This is a genomic window from Lentzea sp. NPDC004789 (assembly GCF_053601075.1).
On the sequence record NZ_JBSGBE010000004.1, the window covers coordinates 179,585 to 201,896 of the forward strand.

The 22,312-nt window shown below is 69.6% G+C and carries 23 protein-coding genes; 12 read left to right on the forward strand and 11 right to left on the reverse strand.

The window, feature by feature from the left end:
* Nucleotides 1-168 precede the first annotated feature (168 nt).
* Together ACWEIJ_RS11230 and ACWEIJ_RS11235 are read left to right on the forward strand one after the other, a co-directional pair.
* Nucleotides 169-714 (forward strand): hypothetical protein, encoded by a 546-nt coding sequence (locus ACWEIJ_RS11230; RefSeq protein ID WP_449837026.1) that lies wholly within the window; start codon nucleotides 169-171, stop codon nucleotides 712-714.
* Between the two features lie 240 nt (nucleotides 715-954).
* A complete protein-coding gene (locus tag ACWEIJ_RS11235) occupies nucleotides 955-1,278 on the forward strand; it encodes a hypothetical protein (RefSeq protein WP_355446688.1) in 324 nt (107 codons plus the stop codon).
* An 81-nt stretch (nucleotides 1,279-1,359) separates the two neighbouring features.
* Here ACWEIJ_RS11235 and ACWEIJ_RS11240 read toward each other — a convergent pair whose 3' ends face one another.
* The 3 genes from ACWEIJ_RS11240 to ACWEIJ_RS11250 all read right to left on the reverse strand — a co-directional run bounded on the left by ACWEIJ_RS11240 (nucleotide 1,360) and on the right by ACWEIJ_RS11250 (nucleotide 3,683).
* A complete protein-coding gene (locus ACWEIJ_RS11240) occupies nucleotides 1,360-2,481 on the reverse strand; it encodes a hypothetical protein (RefSeq protein WP_449837027.1) in 1,122 nt (373 codons plus the stop codon).
* 237 nt (nucleotides 2,482-2,718) lie between these two features.
* The gene (locus tag ACWEIJ_RS11245; protein ID WP_449837028.1) at nucleotides 2,719-3,108 is read right to left on the reverse strand and encodes a rhodanese-like domain-containing protein; all 390 of its coding nucleotides are present in this window, start codon (nucleotides 3,106-3,108) and stop codon (nucleotides 2,719-2,721) included.
* Complete coding sequence (locus tag ACWEIJ_RS11250; RefSeq protein ID WP_449837029.1) at nucleotides 3,105-3,683, reverse strand: cysteine dioxygenase; 579 nt, start codon at nucleotides 3,681-3,683, stop codon at nucleotides 3,105-3,107. The genes ACWEIJ_RS11245 and ACWEIJ_RS11250 overlap by 4 nt, the downstream gene beginning before the upstream one ends.
* Nucleotides 3,684-3,941: 258 nt before the next feature.
* Here ACWEIJ_RS11250 and ACWEIJ_RS11255 point away from each other — a divergent pair, with 258 nt between their 5' ends.
* Nucleotides 3,942-4,763, forward strand: a complete 822-nt coding sequence (locus ACWEIJ_RS11255; protein WP_449837030.1) for a PIG-L deacetylase family protein — start codon at nucleotides 3,942-3,944, stop codon at nucleotides 4,761-4,763.
* On the opposite strand, the gene ACWEIJ_RS11260 is transcribed toward ACWEIJ_RS11255, so the two are convergent.
* Nucleotides 4,756-5,961, reverse strand: a complete 1,206-nt coding sequence (locus tag ACWEIJ_RS11260) for an L-tyrosine/L-tryptophan isonitrile synthase family protein (protein ID WP_449837031.1) — start codon at nucleotides 5,959-5,961, stop codon at nucleotides 4,756-4,758. The genes ACWEIJ_RS11255 and ACWEIJ_RS11260 overlap by 8 nt on opposite strands.
* 260 nt (nucleotides 5,962-6,221) lie before the next feature.
* Here ACWEIJ_RS11260 and ACWEIJ_RS11265 point away from each other — a divergent pair, with 260 nt between their 5' ends.
* Nucleotides 6,222-6,992, forward strand: coding sequence for a GlxA family transcriptional regulator (locus ACWEIJ_RS11265; protein ID WP_449837032.1), 771 nt, complete (start codon nucleotides 6,222-6,224; stop codon nucleotides 6,990-6,992).
* Here ACWEIJ_RS11265 and glgX read toward each other — a convergent pair.
* Complete coding sequence (gene glgX, locus ACWEIJ_RS11270; RefSeq protein WP_449837033.1) at nucleotides 6,963-9,077, reverse strand: glycogen debranching protein GlgX; 2,115 nt, start codon at nucleotides 9,075-9,077, stop codon at nucleotides 6,963-6,965. The two genes, ACWEIJ_RS11265 and glgX, sit on opposite strands and share 30 nt — an antisense overlap.
* A gap of 120 nt (nucleotides 9,078-9,197) precedes the next feature.
* On the opposite strand from glgX, the gene ACWEIJ_RS11275 reads away from it, so the two are divergent.
* The 4 genes from ACWEIJ_RS11275 to ACWEIJ_RS11290 are packed head-to-tail and all read left to right on the forward strand — an operon-like array spanning nucleotide 9,198 to nucleotide 12,953.
* Nucleotides 9,198-10,010: an ABC transporter ATP-binding protein gene (locus tag ACWEIJ_RS11275; RefSeq protein WP_449837034.1), complete on the forward strand. Its 813-nt coding sequence runs from the start codon at nucleotides 9,198-9,200 to the stop codon at nucleotides 10,008-10,010.
* A gap of 55 nt (nucleotides 10,011-10,065) precedes the next feature.
* Nucleotides 10,066-10,845, forward strand: coding sequence for an enoyl-CoA hydratase/isomerase family protein (locus ACWEIJ_RS11280; protein WP_449837035.1), 780 nt, complete (start codon nucleotides 10,066-10,068; stop codon nucleotides 10,843-10,845).
* Nucleotides 10,835-11,791 (forward strand): class I SAM-dependent methyltransferase, encoded by a 957-nt coding sequence (locus ACWEIJ_RS11285; protein WP_449837036.1) that lies wholly within the window; start codon nucleotides 10,835-10,837, stop codon nucleotides 11,789-11,791. Before ACWEIJ_RS11280 ends, ACWEIJ_RS11285 begins: the two co-directional genes overlap by 11 nt.
* A gap of 1 nt (nucleotide 11,792) precedes the next feature.
* Nucleotides 11,793-12,953, forward strand: a complete 1,161-nt coding sequence (locus ACWEIJ_RS11290) for a THUMP-like domain-containing protein (RefSeq protein ID WP_449837037.1) — start codon at nucleotides 11,793-11,795, stop codon at nucleotides 12,951-12,953.
* Here the strand turns inward: ACWEIJ_RS11290 and ACWEIJ_RS11295 are convergent.
* Nucleotides 12,912-13,499: a TetR/AcrR family transcriptional regulator gene (locus tag ACWEIJ_RS11295; protein WP_449837038.1), complete on the reverse strand. Its 588-nt coding sequence runs from the start codon at nucleotides 13,497-13,499 to the stop codon at nucleotides 12,912-12,914. The genes ACWEIJ_RS11290 and ACWEIJ_RS11295 overlap by 42 nt on opposite strands.
* A gap of 88 nt (nucleotides 13,500-13,587) precedes the next feature.
* On the opposite strand from ACWEIJ_RS11295, the gene ACWEIJ_RS11300 reads away from it, so the two are divergent.
* Nucleotides 13,588-13,977 carry a DUF4267 domain-containing protein gene (locus tag ACWEIJ_RS11300; RefSeq protein WP_449837039.1) on the forward strand — a complete coding sequence of 130 codons (390 nt, stop codon included), beginning with the start codon at nucleotides 13,588-13,590 and terminating at the stop codon, nucleotides 13,975-13,977.
* Here ACWEIJ_RS11300 and ACWEIJ_RS11305 read toward each other — a convergent pair.
* A complete protein-coding gene (locus tag ACWEIJ_RS11305) occupies nucleotides 13,931-14,638 on the reverse strand; it encodes a nucleotidyltransferase domain-containing protein (RefSeq protein ID WP_449837040.1) in 708 nt (235 codons plus the stop codon). The two genes, ACWEIJ_RS11300 and ACWEIJ_RS11305, sit on opposite strands and share 47 nt — an antisense overlap.
* A gap of 113 nt (nucleotides 14,639-14,751) precedes the next feature.
* Here ACWEIJ_RS11305 and ACWEIJ_RS11310 point away from each other — a divergent pair, with 113 nt between their 5' ends.
* Nucleotides 14,752-15,483, forward strand: coding sequence for an esterase/lipase family protein (locus ACWEIJ_RS11310; protein WP_449837041.1), 732 nt, complete (start codon nucleotides 14,752-14,754; stop codon nucleotides 15,481-15,483).
* Between the two features lie 13 nt (nucleotides 15,484-15,496).
* Entirely contained in the window at nucleotides 15,497-16,135 is a 639-nt protein-coding gene (locus ACWEIJ_RS11315) for a TetR/AcrR family transcriptional regulator (RefSeq protein WP_449837042.1), read from the forward strand.
* A gap of 76 nt (nucleotides 16,136-16,211) precedes the next feature.
* On the opposite strand, the gene ACWEIJ_RS11320 is transcribed toward ACWEIJ_RS11315, so the two are convergent.
* The 3 genes from ACWEIJ_RS11320 to ACWEIJ_RS11330 all read right to left on the reverse strand — a co-directional run bounded on the left by ACWEIJ_RS11320 (nucleotide 16,212) and on the right by ACWEIJ_RS11330 (nucleotide 20,740).
* On the reverse strand, nucleotides 16,212-19,469 hold the full coding sequence (locus tag ACWEIJ_RS11320; RefSeq protein WP_449837043.1) for a GH92 family glycosyl hydrolase: 3,258 nt from the start codon (nucleotides 19,467-19,469) through the stop codon (nucleotides 16,212-16,214).
* A gap of 58 nt (nucleotides 19,470-19,527) precedes the next feature.
* Entirely contained in the window at nucleotides 19,528-20,364 is an 837-nt protein-coding gene (locus ACWEIJ_RS11325; RefSeq protein ID WP_449837044.1) for a nucleoside hydrolase, read from the reverse strand.
* 91 nt (nucleotides 20,365-20,455) lie between these two features.
* The gene (locus ACWEIJ_RS11330; RefSeq protein WP_449837045.1) at nucleotides 20,456-20,740 is read right to left on the reverse strand and encodes a hypothetical protein; all 285 of its coding nucleotides are present in this window, start codon (nucleotides 20,738-20,740) and stop codon (nucleotides 20,456-20,458) included.
* 54 nt (nucleotides 20,741-20,794) lie between these two features.
* On the opposite strand from ACWEIJ_RS11330, the gene ACWEIJ_RS11335 reads away from it, so the two are divergent.
* On the forward strand, nucleotides 20,795-21,556 hold the full coding sequence (locus tag ACWEIJ_RS11335; protein ID WP_449837046.1) for an acyltransferase: 762 nt from the start codon (nucleotides 20,795-20,797) through the stop codon (nucleotides 21,554-21,556).
* Here the strand turns inward: ACWEIJ_RS11335 and ACWEIJ_RS11340 are convergent.
* Nucleotides 21,519-22,274: an SGNH/GDSL hydrolase family protein gene (locus ACWEIJ_RS11340; protein WP_449837047.1), complete on the reverse strand. Its 756-nt coding sequence runs from the start codon at nucleotides 22,272-22,274 to the stop codon at nucleotides 21,519-21,521. The genes ACWEIJ_RS11335 and ACWEIJ_RS11340 overlap by 38 nt on opposite strands.
* Nucleotides 22,275-22,312: the final 38 nt, after the last annotated feature.

The following is a 22,312-nucleotide window of genomic DNA, read 5'->3' on the forward strand; positions in this document are numbered from 1 at the left end:
CCCTCAATCGACTGAGGGCTTTTTCGAGTGGGTGAATTCGCGATCTCCGCTGGTAGGGGTCGGTGCGCGGGCATACGCTCTGCCACATGGAATGAACCGCACCAGAATTCCTGTGATGGCATTTCCGGCGCGGCTCCAGTGAATTGCGCATTGAGGAAGAAGGTAGCCGTGAAGAAAACGATTACCGCACTCTCGCTCGTTGCAGCTCTGTTCACCGCCTCAACCATCCCGGCTGCCAGTGCGACGCCCGCCGCGCCAGAACTCCCAGCCGCCTGCGCCGGGATCGTGACCGACCTCGCCGGGAAGCTCACGAAAGTCGTCAGCAGCCTGTTGCCACTTCCGAACGTCGGTGCGGTGACACCGTTGATCGGCGACCTGCTCGGCCTGGTGACCGCACTGCAGAGCTCTGGGTGCCTCCCGGCCTTGCCGACCAGCGGCCTGCCGGTGCCGGTTCCGGTGAAGGGCGTCGAGTACGCCGGTCCCGTCGACCAGTGCCTGCCGGTCGTGATGAACCTGATCTCGTCCATCGCGGGACTCGGCGGCACGATCCTGGGCGCAGCCAGCGGCGGTCTGCCGGACGTCGGAAAGATCACCGGGATCCTGACGACGTTGCTGAAGACGGTCACCGACCTGCTGAGCAAGTGCGGCCTACCGGCTCCGCCCGGCGGTTTGCCGGCGCTGCCCGGCCTGCCGCTGCCGGTCGAGCACAGCTGATCCGAACGCGGGGTGGGAAAGGGCCCGTCACCGATCTCGGTGACGGGCCCTTTCCCGTGTGCATTCCGTAGTATTCCGGTCAGTGCAGAATAGTCGTGACCACCTGCGGCATCACCCGAATGTCGCAGTTCAAGTGCTTTTCGGAACTGCACACAATGGTGCGACCGATTCGTTTTTGCCCGGACGGTGCGGTTAACCTGCGATTGCTCGATCCGCTGCTCGCAGAACGGAATACCGCAGATGATCAAGAAAGCAATCGTTCTCGGTGCCGCAGTCGCAGGCATGGGCCTGTTCGCGGCCACGGCACAGGCCGCTCCCACTCAGAGCCGGGACGTGCTGGACACGCAGCTGGTGGGTCCCATCACGATCACCGCGCTGTCGCACAACCCGTGGACGTCCGGCAACGGCAACGTCACCGGATCGGGCAACATCGGCGGCAACGGCAACAACGTCGGAAACAACAACAACGGAGGCAACGGCAACAGCAATGGTGGTGGCGGCAACAACGTCGGTGCGGGCAACTCGGGCGGAAACGGCAACAATTCGCCCGCCTTCCCCGGCTGACCCCGCGGCTGACGGGTCACGCGGGGAGCTTTCGTACTCTCGTGGAGTACGCGGGGTCCCCGCGTGACGTTCCCGCGGGGGCTAGGCGATCTCCAGACGGGCGCGGGTCGCCGCCACCCGCGGACTCCAGCCCGCGAGCTCGTGCGCCTCGGCCGCGAGCTCGCGGGCCTTCGCGTTGTTGCCGTCCGCCATCCACGCCCGCGCGACCGTGATCAGGTCGTCGGCTCTGCCCAGCGCGTTCTCGCTCGACTCCGCCGCCCAGCCCCCGAGCTGCCTGGCCCTCGCGTAGTCGCCCTCGATCAGCGCCAGGACCGCCAACGTCCCGTTCGACCGGTGCTTCGGATAACCGGCCTCGTAGGCGTTCTCGAGCATGCTCCGGGCCGTCTCCAGCCCGACCTCCCGCGGGAACTGCCCGGCCTCGACCGCCAGCGCGGCGATCCCGGCCGTGGTGGCCATGACGAACGCGAGCTCGCGCGTGCCGAGGTCCTGCCGCCCGCTCAGCCCGACCACCGTCTGCAGCGCGTCGAGGTACCGCTCGCGGGCGCACTCGGTGACGACCTTCAGCCCGACCACGGTGAGCAGGTCCGCGTGGTCCGGCACCAGCTCGTCGTGGATCCGCTCGGCCTCGTCGAGGTCACCGCGGTGGTAGGCGTCCATGCCGGCCAGCACCCGCGGCCGCACCTCCAGCTCGGCGAGCCGCCGCCCGGACAGCTTCGGCAGCGTGAACACGAACCAGCCCAGACTGGTGTGCCCTGGCTGCTCGATCGGCACGAGCTGCAGCAGGAAGCAGGCCGTGGCGGCCAGCGCCAGCCCCTTGCCGAACGCCGTCCCGGCCGCGAGCCAGCAGGCCGCCGCGATCGCCGCGCAGACGACGATCGACAACGCTCCCGTGAGGACGGTCCGCCTGCGCACCCCCGGCTTGAGCCCGGTGATGCCGATCGTGGCGAGCACCGGGATGTTCCGCAGCACGATCCGCCGGTGCGTCCTGGTCCACGACTTGAGCTCGCCGCCGAGACCGATGATCACGTGGGTGATCCGGAGTCCGAAGAGGACGGCACCGAGCGCGAGCCCGGCCTGGACCGCCGTGAGTTCGAGCAGCAGACCGGCGAACGCGCCCGCCAGGCCGACGAGGAAGTCCGAGAGGGTCCAGGCGATCGTGCCGGCCACCACGAGGGCCGTCACGACCCAGCGCACCACTGTCACGATCTCCAGACGCTACCGGCGTGGCTGCGGTTCCACGTGCGGATCGCGCAACGGACCTGCGGTCCGCTTCCTGGTGGGCGCCGAACCCGCACCGCCGCTGGCTCGCGGTGTGGGTGCTGGCTCGCACTGCTGCCGGCTCACCGCACCGGTCACCGGCTCGCCGCGTCGCTGCCGGCTCGCCTGCTGCCCGCCCGCCGCCGGTTCACAGCACTGCCGCCGGTTCACACCACCGCCGGCTCACACCACCGCCTGCGAGCCGCCCTCCCGAATCGGCAGCCCGGCCGCACGCCACCCCCGATACCCGCCGACCAGGTCCGTGGCATTGGCCAGCCCGATCCGCTGCAGATCCCGCGCAGCCAGCGAAGACGCCCAGCCCTCGTTGCACACCACGACCACGGTGGTGTCGGCGGTGAAACCGGGCAGCCGCCAGTCGCCGGCGGGGTCGAGCCGCCACTCCAGCACGATCCGCTCGACCACGACCGAGTTCTCGATCTCGCCCTCGGCCAGCCGGTTGTGGATCGGCCGGATGTCGACGATCAGGGCGTCTTCGCGCTGGTGCAGCTCGTGCGGTTCGAGGCGCTTCAGGTGCGACCGCGCCTCTTCGAGGATGGTGTCGACGGCGCTCACGGGCCCTCCTGGTCGGCCAGCTGACGCAGCTCGGCCAGCGGAAGGCGCTGGGCCGGCAGCGGCGGGATCGAGTCGGGGATGTCGTGCAGGGAGGCGTACTCGCGGGTCGGCACGAGTGGTGGCGAGTAGGCGTGCACGGTTGCGGCGGGGGCGTCGAACGGGTTCGTCACCTGGTGTGCGCGGCCGGAGCCGAAGCCGACTGCCTCGCCGGTGGTGCGGACCGCCGTGCGGATGGGGCCGGCCGGGTAGCGGTAGTCCTCGTTCAGCGCGCCGGTCAGCACGGTGAACGAGCCCGCGGAGCCGCCGTGGTCGTGCGGTTCGGTGCCCTGGCCGGGCAGCCACGACAGCAGCCACAGCTCCACGCCCTCGGTCAGGCCGAGGCGCGTCCACCAGCGGCGTTCGGTCGAGTACTCGAGGACGGACAGCAGGCCCGTGGTCAGCTCACTGGCCACGAACGAGGTGAGGTCGCGCAGTTCGCGCGGCGTCCACAGGGGTCGGGACGGGTGGATCACGTCACGCAGCAGCTGGCTGTCCAGCGCCGGGTGCAGGTCGTACTCAGAGATGGTCGAAGTCACCGGGCTCGCTCCTGATAGCACCGTCAAGGGGTAGCGATCAAGACGCGACGCGGCGGCTCAGCGCGCGCGTCGCGTCGAGCTACACCCGCACGACGCCACGAGCACGAGGTCGATCGTGCGGTCGGACCAGAAGAAGAGGACCGGCACGCGGCCGATGGTGCCAGACCGTCTCGGAGGGTGGCTAGAGCGTCCACACCCTGGTCTGTGGTCTTCACCAAACCTTGCGACCGGCCGACTCCGGACCGTAGTCAGGTCGTCATGGAGCTCAGTCGCCGAAAGGCGCTCGCACTCGGTGCCGCCGCAGCCCTGCTGCCCACCGGCACCGCACACGCGGCCACCGCGCCCGCGATCTTCTACTCACCGCACCAGGACGACGAGTCGCTGGCGATGGCTGGGTCGATCCGCGAGCACGGGGAAGCCGGCCGTCAGGTGATCCTCGTGTTGCTCACGCGAGGTGAGAACGGCGGGTTGCTCGACATCATGAACGGCACCGCGGACTGTCCACTCGGGCAGGACTGCCCCGGCGGTGGTTCACACAGCTTCGGCCTCGTGCAGGACGACATCGTCCGCGGGCGCACCGCCGAGTTCAGGGCCGCGGCCGGGCGCCTCGGCGTCGACCGGGTGGTGGTGCGGGACCGGCCGGACTCCGCGTGGACCGACTACGCCGGGTTCGTGCGGGAGGTGCGCGACACGATCCTGGAGTTCGAGGCGCGGTACCCCGGCGCGTCGCACAAGCTCGTCGACGGGTATCGCGACGTGATCTACGGATGGGACCCCGACGAGCCGAACCTGACGCACAAGGCGTGCCGTGAGGCGGCGGCGAGCCTCGAAGGCCAGATCGCCGACTTCCGCTACTACTGGGTCTACGGCTACACCTACCCGCAGGAGCTGCGCACGGCCGACTACGTGCTTTCGTTGAGCGACAAGCAGTTCGCGCGCAAGAAGCAGGCGCTGGCCGAGTACCGGCGCTGGGACCCGAAGCACGGCAGGTACGCGCTCGGCTACCACAGCGTGGGCAAGCTGATGATGGACCCGGCGGCGGCGGATCCGCACGAGTACATCGACCTTCCCGCTAGCTGATCTCACGGTAGTAGTAGGGGAACGGGTCGTTCGGGAGGTGCACCGGGACCGCGCCGCGCAGCTTGGCGTCGAGCTCGGTGCGCACCCGCCACTGCCCGTTGGGCTTCAGCACGGCCACGCCCTGCCACGGGAAGACGTTCGTGAACTTGTTGACCAGGTGGAAGCCCCACTGGCCGGGTTTCGGGTGGACGGTGCCGCGGATCGAGTGCGGGTAGTAGCGCGGCACCATGTTCATGACGCGCAACGTGTAGAGCGTCAGTGTGAAGCGCAACGCGTACTCGTCGGCGCGCTTCAGGATGTGGTCGCCCACCGCGCGCATCTCCGCCGCCGCCTCGGCGACGTCCTCACCCGCCACCGTGCGGGAGAGCACCTGACTGAGCAGATGCACGGCCTCTGCGTGCGTGTTCATGTTCGCCGTGAGGTTGCGGACGAGGTACTTGCGGTGCGCGTCGTCGGTGTTGTCCTCCCACCACTTGCGCACCTTCGGTTCGAGGCGTGCCTTCACGTAGTCGAACTCGTCCTGCACGGACGCCACGACGTCGTCCAGCATGTCGACCATCGTGATCGCCTTCTCGGCGCCGAGGTCGCGGATCATCTGCTCGGCGTCGGCGCGGTAGCAGCGCGCCTCGTGGTCGCTCACGCCGAACAACGGGCCGTAGATCATGCCGTCGCTGATCACGTGCATGATCGAGCCGGGCTCGTGCACCAGCCCGATCGCGTGGCTCAGCTCGATCAGCCGCTGCAGGTTCAACAGCTCGGCCATGTCGGGGGACCGGCGGCGGACCTTCACCGGGTTCGGGATCTTGAACGGGTACGACGGCAGCGTCACCGGGATCGGCGTGCCCTGCTCGACGTGCAGGCGCAGGGTGTCCTGCCACAGCCCCCAGTTCTCCTGGAAGCGGGTCTTCTCGACGCTGCCCGCCCGGTACCGGCCGCTCGCCATGAGCTCGAAGATCCGCCGGGCCGGGTCGTCGATCCGGGCGAGCTTCGGGCCGAGCTTGTCGACGAACGTCTCGGCCTCCAGCAGCGCGGTCGTCCGGATCGCCGCGTGGTCGATCGACTCGACGACCTCGGGTTCCGGTTCCTCGGCGCCGAGCGCCGCCACCTCGCCGCGCACGGCTTCCGTCGGACTCAGCATCACGAACCACGGGTCGACGGTTTCCGCGTCGAGCGTGGCGGTGGTTGTTTCGCTGGGCACGGCGTGCTCCCTCGTGGTGACCGAATTCGGACTGGGACGCGGCGGAGTCGTTGCTATTCTCGGCATTGACCTCCGCCGCCGCCAAGAGGTGAAAAAACGCCACGGGGGAAGGTTTTCGGCCAATGCACCGCGTTGTCGTCCACGTACCCGAGGGGGTTGTCCTGCTGGCGCTCGGCATGGTGTCCTGCGCATTCGAGGACGAACTCGGTGACCACTCAATCCGCTACCAATTGAGATATGCGTCCCGAAATGGACGAAATGTGTCCACCTCGCACCGACTGGTCGTCGAGACGCACGGTGGGCTGGAACTCCTGGAACGCGCGGACACCGTCGTCGTACCCGGATTCACCAGCGTCAACCGGGCGGTCTGCGGCGAGGTCATCGGCGCGCTGCGGGCCGCGTGGCTGTCGGGGGCGCGTCTCGTCGGGCTCGGCACGGGCGTCTTCGTGCTGGCAGAAGCCGGTGTGCTGACCGGCGGCCCGGCGGCGATCGCCCCCGAGCGGGCCGACGCGTTCGCTCGCAGGTTCCCGCAGGTCGCCATCGAGTCCGGTGCGCCTCACGTCGAGTGGAAGGGTGTGTTCACGGCGAGCGACACGGCGGGAACCGTCGCGCTGCTGCGACATCTCATTCGGCGGGATGCGGCCGGTGAATCGGACGGTCTCGCCTCGTTGCGCGAATGGATAGTGGACAACCTGGAATCGCCGTTGCCGCTGGGTGAACTCGCGGAACGTGCGCAACTCTCACAACGCACGCTGATCCGAAGATTTCGCGCCGAAACAGGCCTGTCGCCCGGACAGTGGATCCTCGCCCGGCGCGTCGACGCGGCGAAGACGTTGCTCGAAACGACGGACGACACCGTCGACCAAATCGCCCGCTCCGTCGGGTTCAGCGCCGCGAGCGCACTGCGTGATCATTTCAAGAGGATGACCAGGATCACACCCGCGAATTACCGCGAGATGTCCAGGAAACTCGGCGGGCACCTGCGTTCGGCCGACCGCCGGTCACCGCGGCACGCGCAGCAACAGCAGTGAGCGCGCCTCCAGCGCCACCTTCGCCCTCGGCAACAGGGCGGCGGGATCGGCGGGTGAGCCGTCCAGCGTCGTCGTGTCGAGGAACGGCTCGTACGACGGCCCGTACCGCTCGTGCGGCAGCGTCACCGTGACGGGGTCGGCCCCGGCGTGCATGAGCAACAGCCACGAGTCGTCCGACACCAGCTCGCCGTCCCTGGTGCGCGACAGGCAGTTCGAGCCGTCGATGAACATGCCGAGCGTGCGCCGGCCCTCGTCGAACCAGTCGGTCTCGGCCATCTCCTGCCCGTCCGGCCGGAACCACACCAGGTCGGGGTTGCCGCTGGGCGTCGTCCGGCCCTCGAAGAACTGGGGTTGCCGCAGGGCCGGCGAGCTCGCCCGGAGATCGATCAGCCGCTGGGTGAACCCGAGCAGCGCCTTGCTCGCGTCCGACTCCGTCCAGTCCACCCACGACACCGGGCCGTCGAGGCAGTACGGGTTGTTGTTGCCGCGCTGCGTGCGCCACATCTCGTCGCCCGCCACCATCATCGGCGTGCCGGTCGACAACAGCAGCGTCGCGAGCAGGTTGCGCGCCTGCTTCGCCCGCAGCCGCAGGACGTCCGGGTCCGCCGTCTCGCCTTCGGCCCCGCAGTTCCACGACCGGTTGTCGTTGGTCCCGTCGCGGTTCTCCTCGCCGTTGTCCTCGTTGTGCTTGTCGTTGTAGGACACCAGGTCCCGCAGCGTGAACCCGTCGTGCGCGGTGATGAAGTTGATCGACTGCCACGGCCGCCGCAGGTCGTCCGCGTAGAGGTCGCTCGACCCGGACAACCGGTACGCCAGGTCGCGCACCGACGTGTGACCGCGCCAGAAGTCCCTGACCGTGTCCCGGTACCGGCCGTTCCACTCGGCCCACTGCACCCCGAAGTCGCCGACGCGGTACCCGTCCCCGGTCGCGTCCCACGGCTCGGCGATCAGCTTCGCCCGGCACAGCACCGGATCCGTCGTGATGGCCGTGAGCAGGGCGCTGTCCCGGTCGAAGAAGCCGCCGCCCGGCCGGCCCATCGTGGACGCCAGGTCGAACCGGAACCCGTCCACGCCCATCTCGTCGGCCCAGTACCGCAACGAGTCCGTCACCAGCCGCACGACCTGCGGCGACCCGGCGTCGAGCGTGTTGCCGCACCCGGTGATGTCCACTGTGCTGCCACCGCCCGCGTGCAGGTAGTAGCCGGGCGCGTCGAACCCGCGGAAGCAGATCGTCGGCCCGTCCGGCCCGCCCTCGCACGTGTGGTTGTAGACGACGTCGATCAGCACCTCGATGCCCGCGGCGTGCAGCGCCGCCACCATCGTCCGGAACTCCTGGATCTCCCGGCCCGGCTCACTCGCGTACGCGGCGTGCGGCGCGAAGTACCCGAGCGGCGAGTAGCCCCAGTAGTTGCTCGCGCGCCTGCCGATCAGCGACGGCTCGTCCTGGAACGCCTGCACCGGCAGCAGTTCCACCGTCGTGATCCCGAGCCGCGTGAGGTGCTCGATCGCCGCCGGGTGCGCGAGCCCGAGGTACGTGCCGCGCAGCTTCTCCGGGATGCCGGGATGCCTCTTCGTGAACCCCTTCACGTGCAACTCGCAGATGACCGCTTCCTCGAACGGCACCTCCGGCTTGACCCCGGTGTCCACCCCGCCCGGCGAGCTCACCACCGAGAGCGGCACCGACCCCAGCGAGTCGATCGCCGACGGCGCCCCGTGCATGGGGTCGCCGACGTACCCGAGCGCGGCCTCGAGGTCGGTGATCTTGCCGGTGATCTGCCGCGCATACGGGTCCACCAGCAGCTTCGCGGGGTTGCACCGCAGCCCGCGTCCCGCGTCGTACGGCCCGTGCACCCGGAACCCGTACCGCTGCCCCGGCGTGACGCCGGGGATGAGGCCGTGCCACACGCCGAACGTCCGCTCGGTCAGCTCGACCCGCTTCTCCGTCCCGTCGTCGTTGATCAGGCAGACCTCGACGGCGTCGGCGACGTGCGACGTCACCGCGAACCGGACACCGCCCGCCTCGGCGTGCGCCCCCAGCGGGAACGGACGGCCTGCCAGCACCTCGGACTCGGGTCGCGTAGCCATACCTCCGATCTTGGCATCCGATACCGACAAAAAACTTGAGAGTTCACACAGGCGGCGCAGCGCGTCCGCCCATCGCGCAGGCGACCCCGCCGATCCCTGCCCGAACCCCCGTTCGGAAGAATGCGAGGCGTGGCGGACGTCGACGTGACAGATCTGGTCGTGCACATGGCGGGCGTGTCGGTCCGCCGAGGGAAGAACACGCTGGTCGGCAACATCGACTGGAGCGTGGAACTGGACGAGCGCTGGGTCGTGCTGGGCCCGAACGGCGCCGGCAAGACCACCCTTCTGCGCCTGGCGAGCGCCGAGCTGCACCCGACCAAGGGCAAGGTCCACCTGCTGGGCGAGCGCCTGGGCAAAACCGACGTCCAGGAGCTCAAGCCCCGGATCGGCCTGTGCTCGGCGGCGCTGAACGGCCGCGTCCCGGCCGACGAGAAGGTCGTGGACCTCGTCGTCTCCGCGGGCTACGCGGTGCTGGGCCGGTGGCGCGAGGAGTACGGCAGGCTCGACACCGACCGCGCCCGCGAGCTGCTCGGCACGCTCGGCATCGAGCACCTCGCCGACCGCCTCTACGGCACGCTCAGCGAGGGCGAGCGCAAGCGCACGCTGATCGCCCGCGCGTTGATGACCGACCCGGAGATGCTGCTGCTCGACGAGCCCGCCGCCGGGCTCGACCTGGGCGGACGCGAGGACCTGGTGGCCAAGCTGTCCGAGCTGGCGCTGGACCCGGACGCGCCCGCGATGGTGCTGGTGACGCACCACGTCGAGGAGATCCCGCCCGGCTTCACGCACGCGCTGCTGCTGCGCGAGGGCTCGGTCGTGGCGCAGGGCCTGCTCGAGGACACCCTCACCGAGGAAAATCTCTCGAAGACGTTCGGCCAGGACCTCGAACTGCAAAAGTCGGGGGAGCGGTTCTTCGCCCGCCGCAAGGTCTGAGAAGCTACCGCCGGGTAACGTGACACCGCCGTCGCGACAACTTGGGAGGACTGCGTTGGCTGAGTTCGTGAGGCTCGAGGTCGAGGACGGGATCGGCACGATCCGGCTGGATCGGCCGCCGATGAACGCCCTGAACCGGCAGGTGCAGACCGAGCTCCAGGCCGCCGCCAAGGAGGCTGCCGAGCGTTCCGACGTCTACGCGGTCATCGTCTACGGCGGCGAGAAGGTCTTCGCGGCCGGCGCCGACGTCAAGGAGTTCGCGCAGATCTCCCACGCCGAGATGACGCTGCGGGCCAAGGGCCTGTCGGACGCGCTCGGCGCGTTGAGCACGATCCCGAAGCCGACCGTCGCCGCGCTGACCGGCTACGCGCTGGGTGGCGGGTTCGAGGTCGCGCTGGGCTGTGACCGCCGCATCGCCGGCGACAACGTCAAGGTCGGCCAGCCCGAGATCCTGCTCGGCCTGATCCCCGGCGGTGGCGGCACGCAGCGACTCGCCCGGCTGATCGGTCCGTCGAAGACCAAGGACCTGCTCTACACCGGCCGGTTCGTCGGCGCCCAGGAGGCGCTGGAGATCGGCATGGTCGACGAGGTCGTCGCACCGGACGACGTGTACGCGGCGGCGGTGCGCTGGGCGAAGCAGTTCGTCAACGGGCCGGTCCTGGCGCTGGCCGCGACCAAGGCCGCCGTCGACGGTGGCCTCGACACCGACCTGGAGTCGGGGCTCAAGTTGGAGAGCCACCTCTTCGCGGCCCTGTTCGCGACGGAGGACAAGAAGGCGGGCGTCGAGTCGTTCATCGAGAACGGGCCCGGGAAGGCGAAGTTCAGTGGCAACTGATCCGGCACCCAACCCGCACGCGACCGCGGAAGAGGTCGAGGCGGCGTACAAGGACACCAAGCTCGCGCAGGTGCTCTACCACGACTGGGAAGCGGGCACGTACGACGAGAAGTGGTCGATCTCGTACGACGACCGCTGCATCACCTACGCGACGGACCGCTTCCGCGCCGCCGCCGGTGACGTCGGCCCGTACGAGCACGCGCTGGAACTGGGCTGCGGCACCGGCTTCTTCCTGCTGAACCTCATGCAGGGCGACGTGATCAAGAAGGGCTCGGTCACCGACCTCTCGCCCGGCATGGTCGAGGTCGCGCTGCGCAACGCCGAGCACCTCGGGCTGGACGTCGACGGCCGGGTGGCCGACGCCGAGCGGATCCCGTACGACGACGACACGTTCGACCTCGTCGTCGGCCACGCGGTGCTGCACCACATCCCGGACGTGGAGAAGGCGATGCGCGAGGTGCTCCGCGTGCTGAAGCCCGGTGGCAAGTTCGTGTTCGCGGGCGACCCGACGAACATCGGCAACTTCTACGCCCGCAAGCTCGGCCAGGCGACGTGGTGGCTGACCACCAACATCACCAAGGCCGTGCCGGCTCTCGGCGGGTGGCGCCGTCCGCAGGAGGAGCTCGACGAGTCCTCCCGCGCGGCCGCTCTCGAAGCCGTCGTCGACCTGCACACGTTCGACCCGGACCAGCTGGAGGCGACGGCTCGCCGGGCCGGGGCGGTCGAGGTGCGCGCGGTGACCGACGAGCTCTCGGCCGCGTTGTTCGGCTGGCCGGTGCGCACGTTCGAGGCCGCCGTGCCGCGCGAGAAGCTGGGCTTCGGCTGGGCGATGTTCGCCTACCGGACCTGGCAGAACCTCTCGTGGGTCGACCAGAACGTCCTCGCGAAGGTCCTGCCGCGCGAGGTGTTCTACAACGTGTCGGTCACCGGCAGGAAATCCTCCTGAGTTGGGGTACGCGTTCACCTCGTCCGACGTGGCGTTCCTGAGGTCTCCCTCGGGGGTCGCCGCGCTCGCCGAGGTGGACGCGTTGCCCTTCACGGACTCCTCGCGCCTGCACGACGTCGGTGTCGCCCGCAAGCTGCTGGGCTCGTCCTTCGCTCCGGTCGTGGAAACCGTGCTGCTGCGCCGTCGTGCGGTGTCCAAACTGGACTCGGCCGCGGGCTGGCTCTTCACCGACGACGCACTCCAGCAGGCCACCGCGTCCGCGGTCGCCCGCCATCGCGCTGCGCGGTTCGCCGGCCGGGACGTCCACGACGTCACGTGCTCGATCGGCGCGGACCTGTTCGCGTTGAGCGCGGTCGCTTCCCGGTGCCTCGGCTCGGACCTGGACCCGGTCCGGCTTGCCATGGCGCGCAACAACGTTCCCGGCCGGCTGGTCGTTCAGGCCGACGCCTTGCGGCCCGTTTCGCGGGCCACCGCCGTCACCGCGGACCCGGCCCGGCGCGACTCGTCCGGCCGTCGCAAGTGGCACCCCTCGGACTTCGTGCCGCCGCTCGACGAGCTGTCCTCGGTGTACGCCGGTGTCGACCTCGCGGTGAAGTGCGCGCCCGGCATCGACTTCGCGGTCGCGCCGTGGGCCGACGAGATCGAGCTGGTGTCGCTCGACGGCGCCGTCCGCGAGGCCTGCCTGTGGACACGAGGCCTTGCCACGCCAGGGGTTTCGCGCCGCGCCACGGTGATCCACGGTCATGACTCGTGGACGATCACCGACGCCGAGCCCGGCGACTGCCCGGTCGGCCCGCCCGGCGGGTGGATCATCGACCCGGACGGCGCGGTCGTGCGCGCCGGTCTGGTGCGGCACTACGCGGCCCGTCACGGCCTGTGGCAGCTCGACGAGCGCATCGCTTACCTGAGCGGTGACACGCCGCCCGCGGGCATCCGCGCGTTCCGCGTACTCGAACACGGCCACTACACGGAGAAGGCGCTCAAGTCCCTGCTGAAGACCCGCTCCGTCGGCCGGCTGGAGATCCTGGTGCGCGGCCTGGACGTCGACCCGAACACGCTGCGCAAACGCCTCAAGCTCGGCGGCTCCGCCGAGGCCACCGTCGTGCTGACGCGGATCGGCTCAAAGCCGGTCTTCGTCCTGTGTCAGGCTGAGCGCACCTAGCAGCAGGTCGAGGCGGGCCTTGTCGTGCACCGGCCGCAGCCGGCCGCCCTGCATGAGCGTCGCGATGCCGTGCAGCGAACTCCAGAAGAGCTCCGTCAACGCCTCCAGGTCTCGCTCGCCCCGGACGGGTTCGACCGCGGCGACGAGCTCCCCGAACGCGTCGCGCAGCTCCTGCGGCACCTCCTCCGTGCCCCACGGGATGTCGGACTGCTGCACGAACATCGCGTCGTAGAGCGCGGGCCGGTCCCTCGCGAACTCCAGATAGGCCTCCGCCGCGGCCCGCAGCCGTGACTCGCCTCGTGAGGGACGGGCTTTGCGCAACGCCTGGGCGAGCTCACCGCACCCCTGGATCGCGACCGCGCGCACGATCGCGTCCTTGCCCTTGAAGTGGCTGTACAGCACCGGCTGGCTGTACTCGACCTTCTCGGCGAGCCTGCGCGTGGTGACCGCGTCCCAGCCCTCCGCCTCCGCCAGGTCGCGGGCGGCGTCGATGATCAGCTGATGGCGCTCGGCGCGCTCGCGCTCGCGCCGGTTCTGGATGCTCACCCCCTGAATCTAGCACTGCTAGACATCCGAGCGCCTGCCGTGTTAGCGTCGCTCCATTCGCTAGCAACGCTAGAACTTGGAGGATGCAATGCGCTTGTCCACGATCATGGGTTGGCTCGTCGTGCTGGCCGGCTTCTGGTTCGGCCTGGGTTACCTGCTGGACGGCAGCGGGGCTGCGGCGGGGTTCGGCGTCGTCGACCCGTCGGGCTACTACGTCGTGAAGGGCGTCCGTGACATCGCATACGCGTTGACGGCCCTGACACTGCTGCTGATGAAGCAGTACCGAGCCCTGGGCTGGGTCGTCCTGGCCGACGCGATCATCCCGATCGGCGACTTCTTCGCCGTGATCACGAGCGGCGGCTCCCTGGTCACCGCGATCACGGTGCACGGCACCGCGGCCGTGCTGGTGCTGCTCACCGCGGGACTGCTGCTCAAGCGGACAGCGCCCGCACGGCCGCAGCCAGTGCCGAGTCGTTGATCTCGGTCAGCAGCAGCCCCGTCAGCACGTGGAACGCCCGGCGCAGCTCGTCGGGATGTGTGGAGAGCGCGAGCGTCCCGGCGAACTCGCCGGGATCGCGCAGATCATCTAGGCCGCGCCCCTGCACCGCGTTGACTCCCTCGCCGAGGCAGCGCAACGACATCACGTGGTCCCGCATGTGGTTGATCATGTAAAGCGCCTGCCAACCGCGGCCGCGCCCGATGGACGACCGCACGTGCAGCGCGTAGAGCCACGCGAGCCCGACGAGCTCGCCCCGGCCGGGCTGCTTCGCGTGCGGGATCTCGTTGGCCTCGCCGAAGAGCAGCCGGAACGTCGGCCCGGTCGCCCCGAAGCCGGCCGAGGGCCAGAAGGCGAGATCCACCTGCAGGGTCGACCGCATCAGGAAGACCCGGAAGAGCACGGACCCGTGCCGCACGTCGAGGTGGCTGACCGCGCCGCGCGCGTACATGAGCGCGGTCCAGTCGGCCACCACCGCGTCCAGCTCACCCTCGACCGACAACGCGAGGTCGAGGTCGGACCAGCGATCTTCCCGGCCCACCGCGGCCGATCCCGTCAGCGCCGCCCCGATCACGCGCTGGTCGGTCTCCGCGGCGTCGGTCAGGTCGCGACGCAGCCGGTCGCGTTCCGCAACGGTGAACACAGCCCCACCCTATTGGTTCCGGCCGGGGCGTCGGTGCGGATGCGAGTAATGTTTGACATTAATCGGCGTGCACGCCAGGCTGTGCGCAATCCGACAATGGCAATGGGGGTTTCATGCGATATGGATTCAGTTCGTCGTGGCGTTGGGTCCTGGGCTCGTTCGCCGCGCTGACGCTGGCGGCGTCGGGCGTGACCGCGGCCGACGCCGCCACGCCTGCTCGTCCGCTGCTGCTGGTGGGCGGGACCTTCGGTCCGGCCGGCTACATGGACGACGCCCTGGCGTACTTCCGCTCCCAGGGCTTCACCGCGTACTCCATGCCGTTGTCCGGCAGACCGCCCGGCTCGGTGGACATCAAGGTCTCGGCGCGCGCGGTCTGCGACCGGATCGACGAGATCCGCCGGGAGACCGGCGCGGCGAAGGTCGACGTGGTCGGTCACTCGCAGGGTGCGCTGGCGGTCCGCTACTGCGTGAAGTTCGACGGCGGGCTCGGCACGGTGGGCACGATGATCTCGCTGGGTGGCGTGAACTACGGCACGAACAAGGCCAACATCTGCGCCTCCGCCTCGTGCGTGCAGATGCGGCCGGGGTCGGCGTTCCTCGGCGAGCTGAACAGCGGCGACGACACCCCGGGCAGCGTCGACTACGTGCACCTGTACAGCCACGAGAGCAATGGCGGCATCAACGGTGAGGACATCCCGCTGGCCGACGGTGCGACCAACGTTGCCGCGCAGGATCTGTGCGCCAGTCTGGAGCTCGAACATCGCGTCGAGTACGACAGTCCCGTCATGCGCGATCTGATCGTCGACGTCGCACTCCACCGGGGGCTCACCGTGACGTGCCCGTAGGTACGGTTTGCCGGTGGCCAGTCCATCGACCCGTGACGCCCTGCTCGAACAGGGTGCGCTGCTGTTCGCCAGGGAGGGCGTCGATCGCGTCACCGCGCGGCAGTTGCACGACGCGATCGGTGCCCGCAACGAGTCCGCGCTGCACTACCACTTCGGCGGCAAGGCGGAGCTGGTGCAGGAGATCCTCCGCCTCCACTTCGCCGCCGTCGAGGCCAGGCGCGCGCAGCTCGTCGCCGCGATCGTCGCGGACGAGCGCACGACGGACCTGAGAACCCTGGTGCACGCGCTCGCCGCCCCCATGGCCGACGACCTGGAAAGCCCGCTCGGCAGGGCGCACCTGCGCATCGTCGCGCAGCACAGCCATCCGGCGCTGGCCTATCAGATCTCGTTCCGCGGTGAGGCGCCGGCGGGACAGGCGGTCGCGCGGTGGCTCCGCGAGGTGCTGGCCGGGCTGCCGGACGCCGTCCTGGCGGAACGGTTCGCCTCACTGCGCGTGCAGCTCGTCAGTTCGTTCGCCGCGCGCGCACGGCTGCTCGACGACGAGCCGGCCGGGCACACGAACGAGCTGTTCGTGAACAACCTCATCGACATGGTGGTCGCCGGACTGAGCGCGACCCCGTCGCCGGAGACGCTGGCCGCCCAAAAAGGTTAATGGTTTGCATTATTTGTTCACGTCGTGAGTGGTTGTGGTCGCCCAGACGACCACAACCACTCACGACGACGTGCGACTAACCCAGTGCGACGGCGAAGATGTGCAGGTCGGGGTCCTCCGGCAGCACGATGCTCGCCAGCGCCTTGCCTTCCGGTGCCGTGTACGTCTTCGTCGCGAAGATGTGCGTGGCCACCTTCTCGCTGCCGCCACCGGACTGGTTGCGGTACGGCGTGTTGGCGACGATCACGTTGCCGTAGCCGGGTGTCTGGCCGCCGCCGCCCAGCGTCCAGTCGCTGAAACCGATGTCGACGGCGGCCGTGGTGCCGTCGGTGAACGTGACCACCGCGGCACGGGTGCGGCCCCCGTTCGCGGCCGCGCCCAGGAAGGCGAGCCGCGTGCCGGACAGGGCGAGCGTCTGCTTCGCCGCGGTCGCGTTGTCCGGACGGCCGGGAGGTGACGACGGCCAGGTGAACGTCAGGCCGTCGACCGTGCCGGTGCCGCCGGGGGACAGGCCCGCGGTCGCCAGGGCCTGGCGCGAGTAGCTGTAGCCGCCGCCGTCGAAGTCGCCCTCGCCGTCCGCGTCGTCGGACGCGCCGACGTTGTTCACGGCCGCGAGCATGCTGCCCGCCGGCGCGACCTTCACGATCTGCGGCAGCACGACCGGTTTCGCGGCACCCTCGACGGTCACCGTGACGGTGATGTCGTAGAAGCCCTGCGCGACTGCGGGCGCGGCCGTCACCGTGAACTCGGACGGCACCGCACCGGTCGCCGGCGTGAACGTGAGCCCCGCCGGGCCGGTGACCGCGTAGGTCGCCTTCGGGTCGCCGTCGTAGAGCTTGACCGAGTTGACCTTCGCGGTGACCGACCCGCCCGGCTCGACGACCAGCTGCCGCGGTTCGACCGTCAGGTAGTACGGCTGGTCGTGCCTGATCGGCTGTTCGCCCTCGCGGAACGACGGCGGCGCGTCCGACGCGCCCGTGCCCCACGAGGAAGGCGCCTTGCCCAGCACGAAGTCCAGCTTGCCGCCGTGCTCCACGAACGACTCCGGCAACCACGTCCTGGTGGACGCACGGCCGTTGACCTTCAGCGACTGCACGTACTTCGTGGCGGTGTTCGCGGCCGGCGCGGTGATCGTGATGTCCTTGCCGCCACCGCGGTTGATCTTCACCGACGTGAACAGCGGGCTGCTCAGCACCAGCTCGGCGCGCGAGGGCACCTGCGGGTAGATGCCCATGGCGGTGAAGACGTACCAGGACGACATGGCGCCGAGGTCGTCGTTGCCGGGAATGCCGCCGGTGGCGTTCTTCCACAGCGTGTTGATGGTCTCGCGCAACGTCTCCTGCGTCTTCGCCGGCTGGCCCGTGTAGTTGTAGAGCCACGGGACGTTGATCGACGGCTCGTTGTCCAGTTCGGACTTCGCGCCGCCCTTGCCCGTCAACGCCCAGCTGCCGTCCGCGTTGTGGAAGAAGTCGTCGAGCCGCTTGGTGGCACGCTCACGACCGCCGAGCGCCTCCACGAGGCCGGCGACGTTGTGCGTGACCATCCACGTGTACTGCGCGCTGCTGCCCTCGACGAAACCGTTGCCGGTGTCCGGCGTGAAGTCCTTGACCCACGTGCCGTCGGCGTTGCGGTTGCGGACGTAGCCGCCGGTGGCGTCCGCGACCGGGTCGAAGTTGTTCTGCCACCACTGCGCGCGCTCGGCGAACGTGCGCTGCACGGAACGGTCGCCGACCCGTGCGGCGAGCTGGCTGATCGCGAAGTCCGCCGCGGAGATCTCCAGGGTCTCCGCCGCGCCGCCCCAGGCGTTCGACACGGACGGCATGTACTTGTTCTTCAGGTACTTGTCGAGCGACGGCCGCTGTCCGACCGACATCACGGCCCAGCCGTCCTTGCTCAGGTCGGCCTCCGTCGGCACGGTCGCGGCCTTGACCAGGCTGCGCAGCGACGACCTGATGTCGTACCTGTCGCCGCCGAACGCCGCGATCGCCGCCAGCGCGATGGGCGCGGGGTCGCCGTTCATGACGTGCGTGCCGCCGCCGTTGTGCGTCCAGCGGTCCCAGACGCCGTTGTTCTGGTCGGCCTGGTTGAGCAGCGACTGCGCGATGTCCGACCCGACCTGCGGTTCCAGCAGCGTCACCAGTTGCAGCTGCGAGCGGTAGACGTCCCAGCCGGAGAAGGTCGCGTACTGCGCCTTCTGCCGTGAGCGGTCGATCCTGTGGGTCTTGCCGTCGAAGCCGGCGTACTCGCCGTTGACGTCGCTGAACAGGTTGGGGTGCAACAGCGAGTGGTACAGCGCGGTGTAGAACTTGGTCCGCTCGTCATCGGAGCCGCCGCCGACCTCGATGCGCCTGAGCTGCTTCTGCCACGCGATGTACGCGTTGTCCCTCATGTCCTCAATGGACTGACCCTTGTTCTCGGCCGCGAGGTTCTGCCTGGCGTTGTCCAGGCTGACGTAGGAGATGCCGACCTTGACGTTCACCTGCGAACCGGGCGCGAACCCGAGGTAGGCGCCGGAGCCCTTGCCGAGCACCGGCCAGCCGTTCGTCCCGTACGTCGTGCCGCCCGCGGCAGACGTGCTGCCAGGGGTGACAACGTTGTCATGGTATGTGCCGACCTCGGCGAAGTCCTGGTCGAACTCCGCCACGAAGTGCAGCGTGTAGTAGCTCCGGCGGCCCACCTGGTTGATGTACCCGCAGAAGTTGCCTGCCGTGACGCTGCCGGTGACCGTGCGCTTCGCCTTGTCGATCACGGTCTCGGCGTCACTGCTGCCGACCTGCGACTTGGAGGTGTTGATCAGCACCGTCGAGGGTTTGCCGGCGGGGAACGAGAACCGCGCCGCGCCGGTGCGTTCGGTGGCGGAGAGCTCGGCCTTGGCGCCGGAGCGGAGCGTCACGTCGTAGCGGCCGGGCTTGGCCACCTCGTCCGCGTGCGCGAACTCGCTGGCGTAGACCTCGTCCTTCGCGTCCGCGGTCGGCGAGGTGGTGACCGTGCCGACGTGCGGGAAGATCGGGATGTCACCGCTGCCGCCCGCGCACCCGGTGCCGGACATGTGCGTGAGGCTGAAGCCGCGGATCTTCGTGGCGTCGTACCGGTAGCCACCGGGAGCCGCGGCGCGCAGGGTGTTGCCGCGACTCGCCTCGGGGCTGAAGGAGAACATGCCGAACGGCACGACCGCGCCGGGGAACGTGTTCCCGAGGTTCGTCGTGCCGATGAACGGGTTCACGTGCGCCGCGGGATCCGGCACCACCTGAATCTGGGGCTGTGCGGAGGCAGGGACCACTCCGAATGCCATGGCCACCGCCACCGCAGCTGTCGTGAGGACTCTTCGCTGCATGGTCGCGGACCCTACTTACCGTGCCCGCGCAACCCCAGAGAGCGACGCGAAGTTGTCGTCAAACGGACAAGCGCTGCTCCATGAAGGTCCTCAGCGCGGGCCAATCGGTGTCCTCGGCGACCTCTACCTGGTGCTTTCCTTCGACCAACGCACCCTCGTCGTCCACGTCGAGCAGGCGGGACTTCGTCGTGAGCGTGCCGGGCACGATCGCCTCGGCCACCGCCACGGCGTCGTGGACGTAGATCCCGGTGTTCTCCGACCGGTTCGCCAGGTACGCGCGGTAGGTGCCGGTGAGGTTGCTCAGCACCGGGTCGACCCTGCTGAGGAACTCGGTGTCGGCGATGCACCGGTGCGTGAGGTTGAGCGGCACGACGACCGGATCGCCCTTCCGGATCACCGTGCGGGCCGCGGCGGGGTCGGCCCAGAAGTTGAACTCGGCGCGCGTGGTCGTGTTCCCGACGTCGAGCCCGCCGCCCATGACGATCAGCCGGGGGAACTCGACGCCGGCGTCCAGCGCCCTCGCGATGTTGGTCTGCGGGCCGATGGCGACGACCACGGTCTCCGGTGTGAGGCGCTCGCGGAAGAACGTCGTGACGTCACTCCCGAAGATCTCCCGGTCGCTCTCGGGCAACGTGTGGGCCTGCCCGCCGAGCCCGTCCTCCCCGTGCACGTCCGCGGCCCCGCTCGGTCCCTCCGCGCCCCGCACCACCGGCACGTCGGTGCGGCCGAGGTGGGCGAGCAGCCGCAGGGCGTTGCGGGTGGTGAGGTCGAGCGCGACGTTGCCGAACACCGTGGTGAGGCCGACCAGGTCGACCTCGGGGCTGCGGGCGGCGAGCGCGATCGCGAACGCGTCGTCCACGCCGGGGTCGGTGTCGATGATCAAGGGGATCGCCATGCCCCCAGCTTGCCGGACGCGGTTCGGCTTCCAACCGCGGACGCAGGCGGTCACCGGAAGCCCAGCGGGCGCGACGTGGCGCGAGCGATCATCAGTGCAGGTCCAGCAACGTGTCGAGACGTGCGGCGAGAACTTCGTCGAAGTCGCCGCCGATCCGCACCTGGATGACGCGCGTGCCGTCCTCCTGGGCGATGCGCAGGGTCCACGGCCCGGCCGGGTACTCGAACCACAGGTCCCGGTCCGGGTCGGTGCCGGGCACTCCCGCCGCCATCGCCTCTTCGTCGAGATCATCCCAGCGGTAGCCGGCCAGGTGGCTCGCGTACTCGACCACCTTGGTGAGGTTCTCCTCGAAGATCCAGCCGCGCACCTCGTTCACCGGACGGATGGTGCCTGAGCAGGCCGGTGGCCGCGAATAGTTAAAGTGCGGTCCATGACTTCGATGTGGGGCGCTCCGGTGTGGACTCGGTGGGCCAGGTCGCGCCGCGACCCGCAGCAGGCGCGGTTCCTCACGCTCGCCTCGCTGCGGTGGGTCCTGCGCCACCGCGCCTACACGCCCTGGTACCTGGTGCGGTACTGGCGGCTGCTCAAGTTCCGCCTGCTCAACCCGCACGTGGTGCTGCGCGGCATGGTGTTCTTCGGCAAGCGGGTCGACGTCATGGCGCGGCCGGGGTACGGGCGGCTGGAGATCGGGCGCTGGGTGCACATCGGGGACGGCAACGCGATCCGGTGCCACGAGGGGTCGCTGCGGATCGGCGATAAGGTCGTGTTCGGCAAGGACAACACGGTCAACTGCTACCTGGACATCGAGATCGGGGCATCCTCACTGGTCGCGGACTGGGTCTACATCTGCGACTTCGACCACAAGACCGAGGACATCACGCTGCCGATCAAGGACCAGGGCATCGTGAAGTCGCCGGTGCGGATCGGGCCGGACTGCTGGCTCGGCGCCAAGGTGACGGTCCTGCGGAGCACTCGTGTGGGTCGCGGGTGCGTCCTCGGAGCCCACGCGGTGGTGCGCGGCGACGTGCCCGACTACAAGATCGCGGTGGGCGCGCCGGCGCGGGTGGTGCGGGATCGGCGCGCCGACTACGAGGCGGATGCCCAGCGGCGGGCGGACATCGCGGACATGGCCCGCAAGGCCAAGGAGGCGCTGGCTAGGCGAGCGGAAGAAGCGTCGGACGCTTCGGCCTGAAGCCGTCGCCGGGCTGCCGGCCGATCAGCTTGTTGCGTGAGCGCGAGTAGGCGACGGGCAGCACCTGGTCGCGCAGCCACCGCAGGTGGTCGAGGAGGGACGCGGGCGCGGCCTGGCCTTCCAGCGGCGCCAGCCAGGACGGGTCGAACGGGATTTCCAACGCCGACAGCAGATGTCCGGCCAACCGCCGGTGGCCGAGCGACGAGAGATGCAGGCGGTCCGGGCCGAAGTAGCGCGAGTCGTGCACGCACTCGTCGGCCGCCACGTCGACCAGCACCGCGCCGTAGCGCACGGCGGCGACGCGCACGGCGTCGTTCAGCGCCTCGATCCGCGGGCGCATGCGCCACCCGAACGGCATGCGGTGCGAGACATCGCTCAACGTGAAGACGGCGACGGTCGGCGCGAACGACGTCACGGCGCGCACGAGATCGTCGACGCGGCCCCTGATCTGCGCGGCCGAGGCCCCGGACATCACGTCGTTGCCGCCACCGAACACCGCGACCAGGTCAGGCCTCAACGCCTCGGCGGACGGGACCTGCTCCACCAGCATCTGGTCGAGCCGGCGGCCGCGCACACCGAGGTTGGCGTAGCGAAACCCCGGCTCGTCCAGCACGGACGCGACGCGGTCCGCCCAGCCGCGGTACCGGCCGTCGGGCAGCAGGTCGTCCAGGCCCTCGGTGCAGCTGTCCCCGAGCGCCACGAAGCGTTGGTATTTCATTCAGTCCTCGGTCACCATTCGTTAACGGGACCGACGAC

Excerpts from the sequence above, each read along its gene's own strand:
- ACWEIJ_RS11235 (WP_355446688.1), top strand. The coding sequence starts at position 955 with ATGATCAAGAAAGCAATCGTTCTCGGTGCCGCAGTCGCAGGCATGGGC.
- ACWEIJ_RS11255 (WP_449837030.1), top strand. The coding sequence starts at position 3,942 with ATGGAGCTCAGTCGCCGAAAGGCGCTCGCACTCGGTGCCGCCGCAGCC.
- glgX (WP_449837033.1), bottom strand. The coding sequence starts at position 9,077 with ATGGCTACGCGACCCGAGTCCGAGGTGCTGGCAGGCCGTCCGTTCCCG.
- ACWEIJ_RS11275 (WP_449837034.1), top strand. The coding sequence starts at position 9,198 with ATGCGAGGCGTGGCGGACGTCGACGTGACAGATCTGGTCGTGCACATG.
- ACWEIJ_RS11300 (WP_449837039.1), top strand. The coding sequence starts at position 13,588 with ATGCGCTTGTCCACGATCATGGGTTGGCTCGTCGTGCTGGCCGGCTTC.
- ACWEIJ_RS11310 (WP_449837041.1), top strand. The coding sequence starts at position 14,752 with ATGCGATATGGATTCAGTTCGTCGTGGCGTTGGGTCCTGGGCTCGTTC.
- ACWEIJ_RS11320 (WP_449837043.1), bottom strand. The coding sequence starts at position 19,469 with ATGCAGCGAAGAGTCCTCACGACAGCTGCGGTGGCGGTGGCCATGGCA.
- ACWEIJ_RS11325 (WP_449837044.1), bottom strand. The coding sequence starts at position 20,364 with ATGGCGATCCCCTTGATCATCGACACCGACCCCGGCGTGGACGACGCG.
- ACWEIJ_RS11335 (WP_449837046.1), top strand. The coding sequence starts at position 20,795 with ATGACTTCGATGTGGGGCGCTCCGGTGTGGACTCGGTGGGCCAGGTCG.
- ACWEIJ_RS11340 (WP_449837047.1), bottom strand. The coding sequence starts at position 22,274 with ATGAAATACCAACGCTTCGTGGCGCTCGGGGACAGCTGCACCGAGGGC.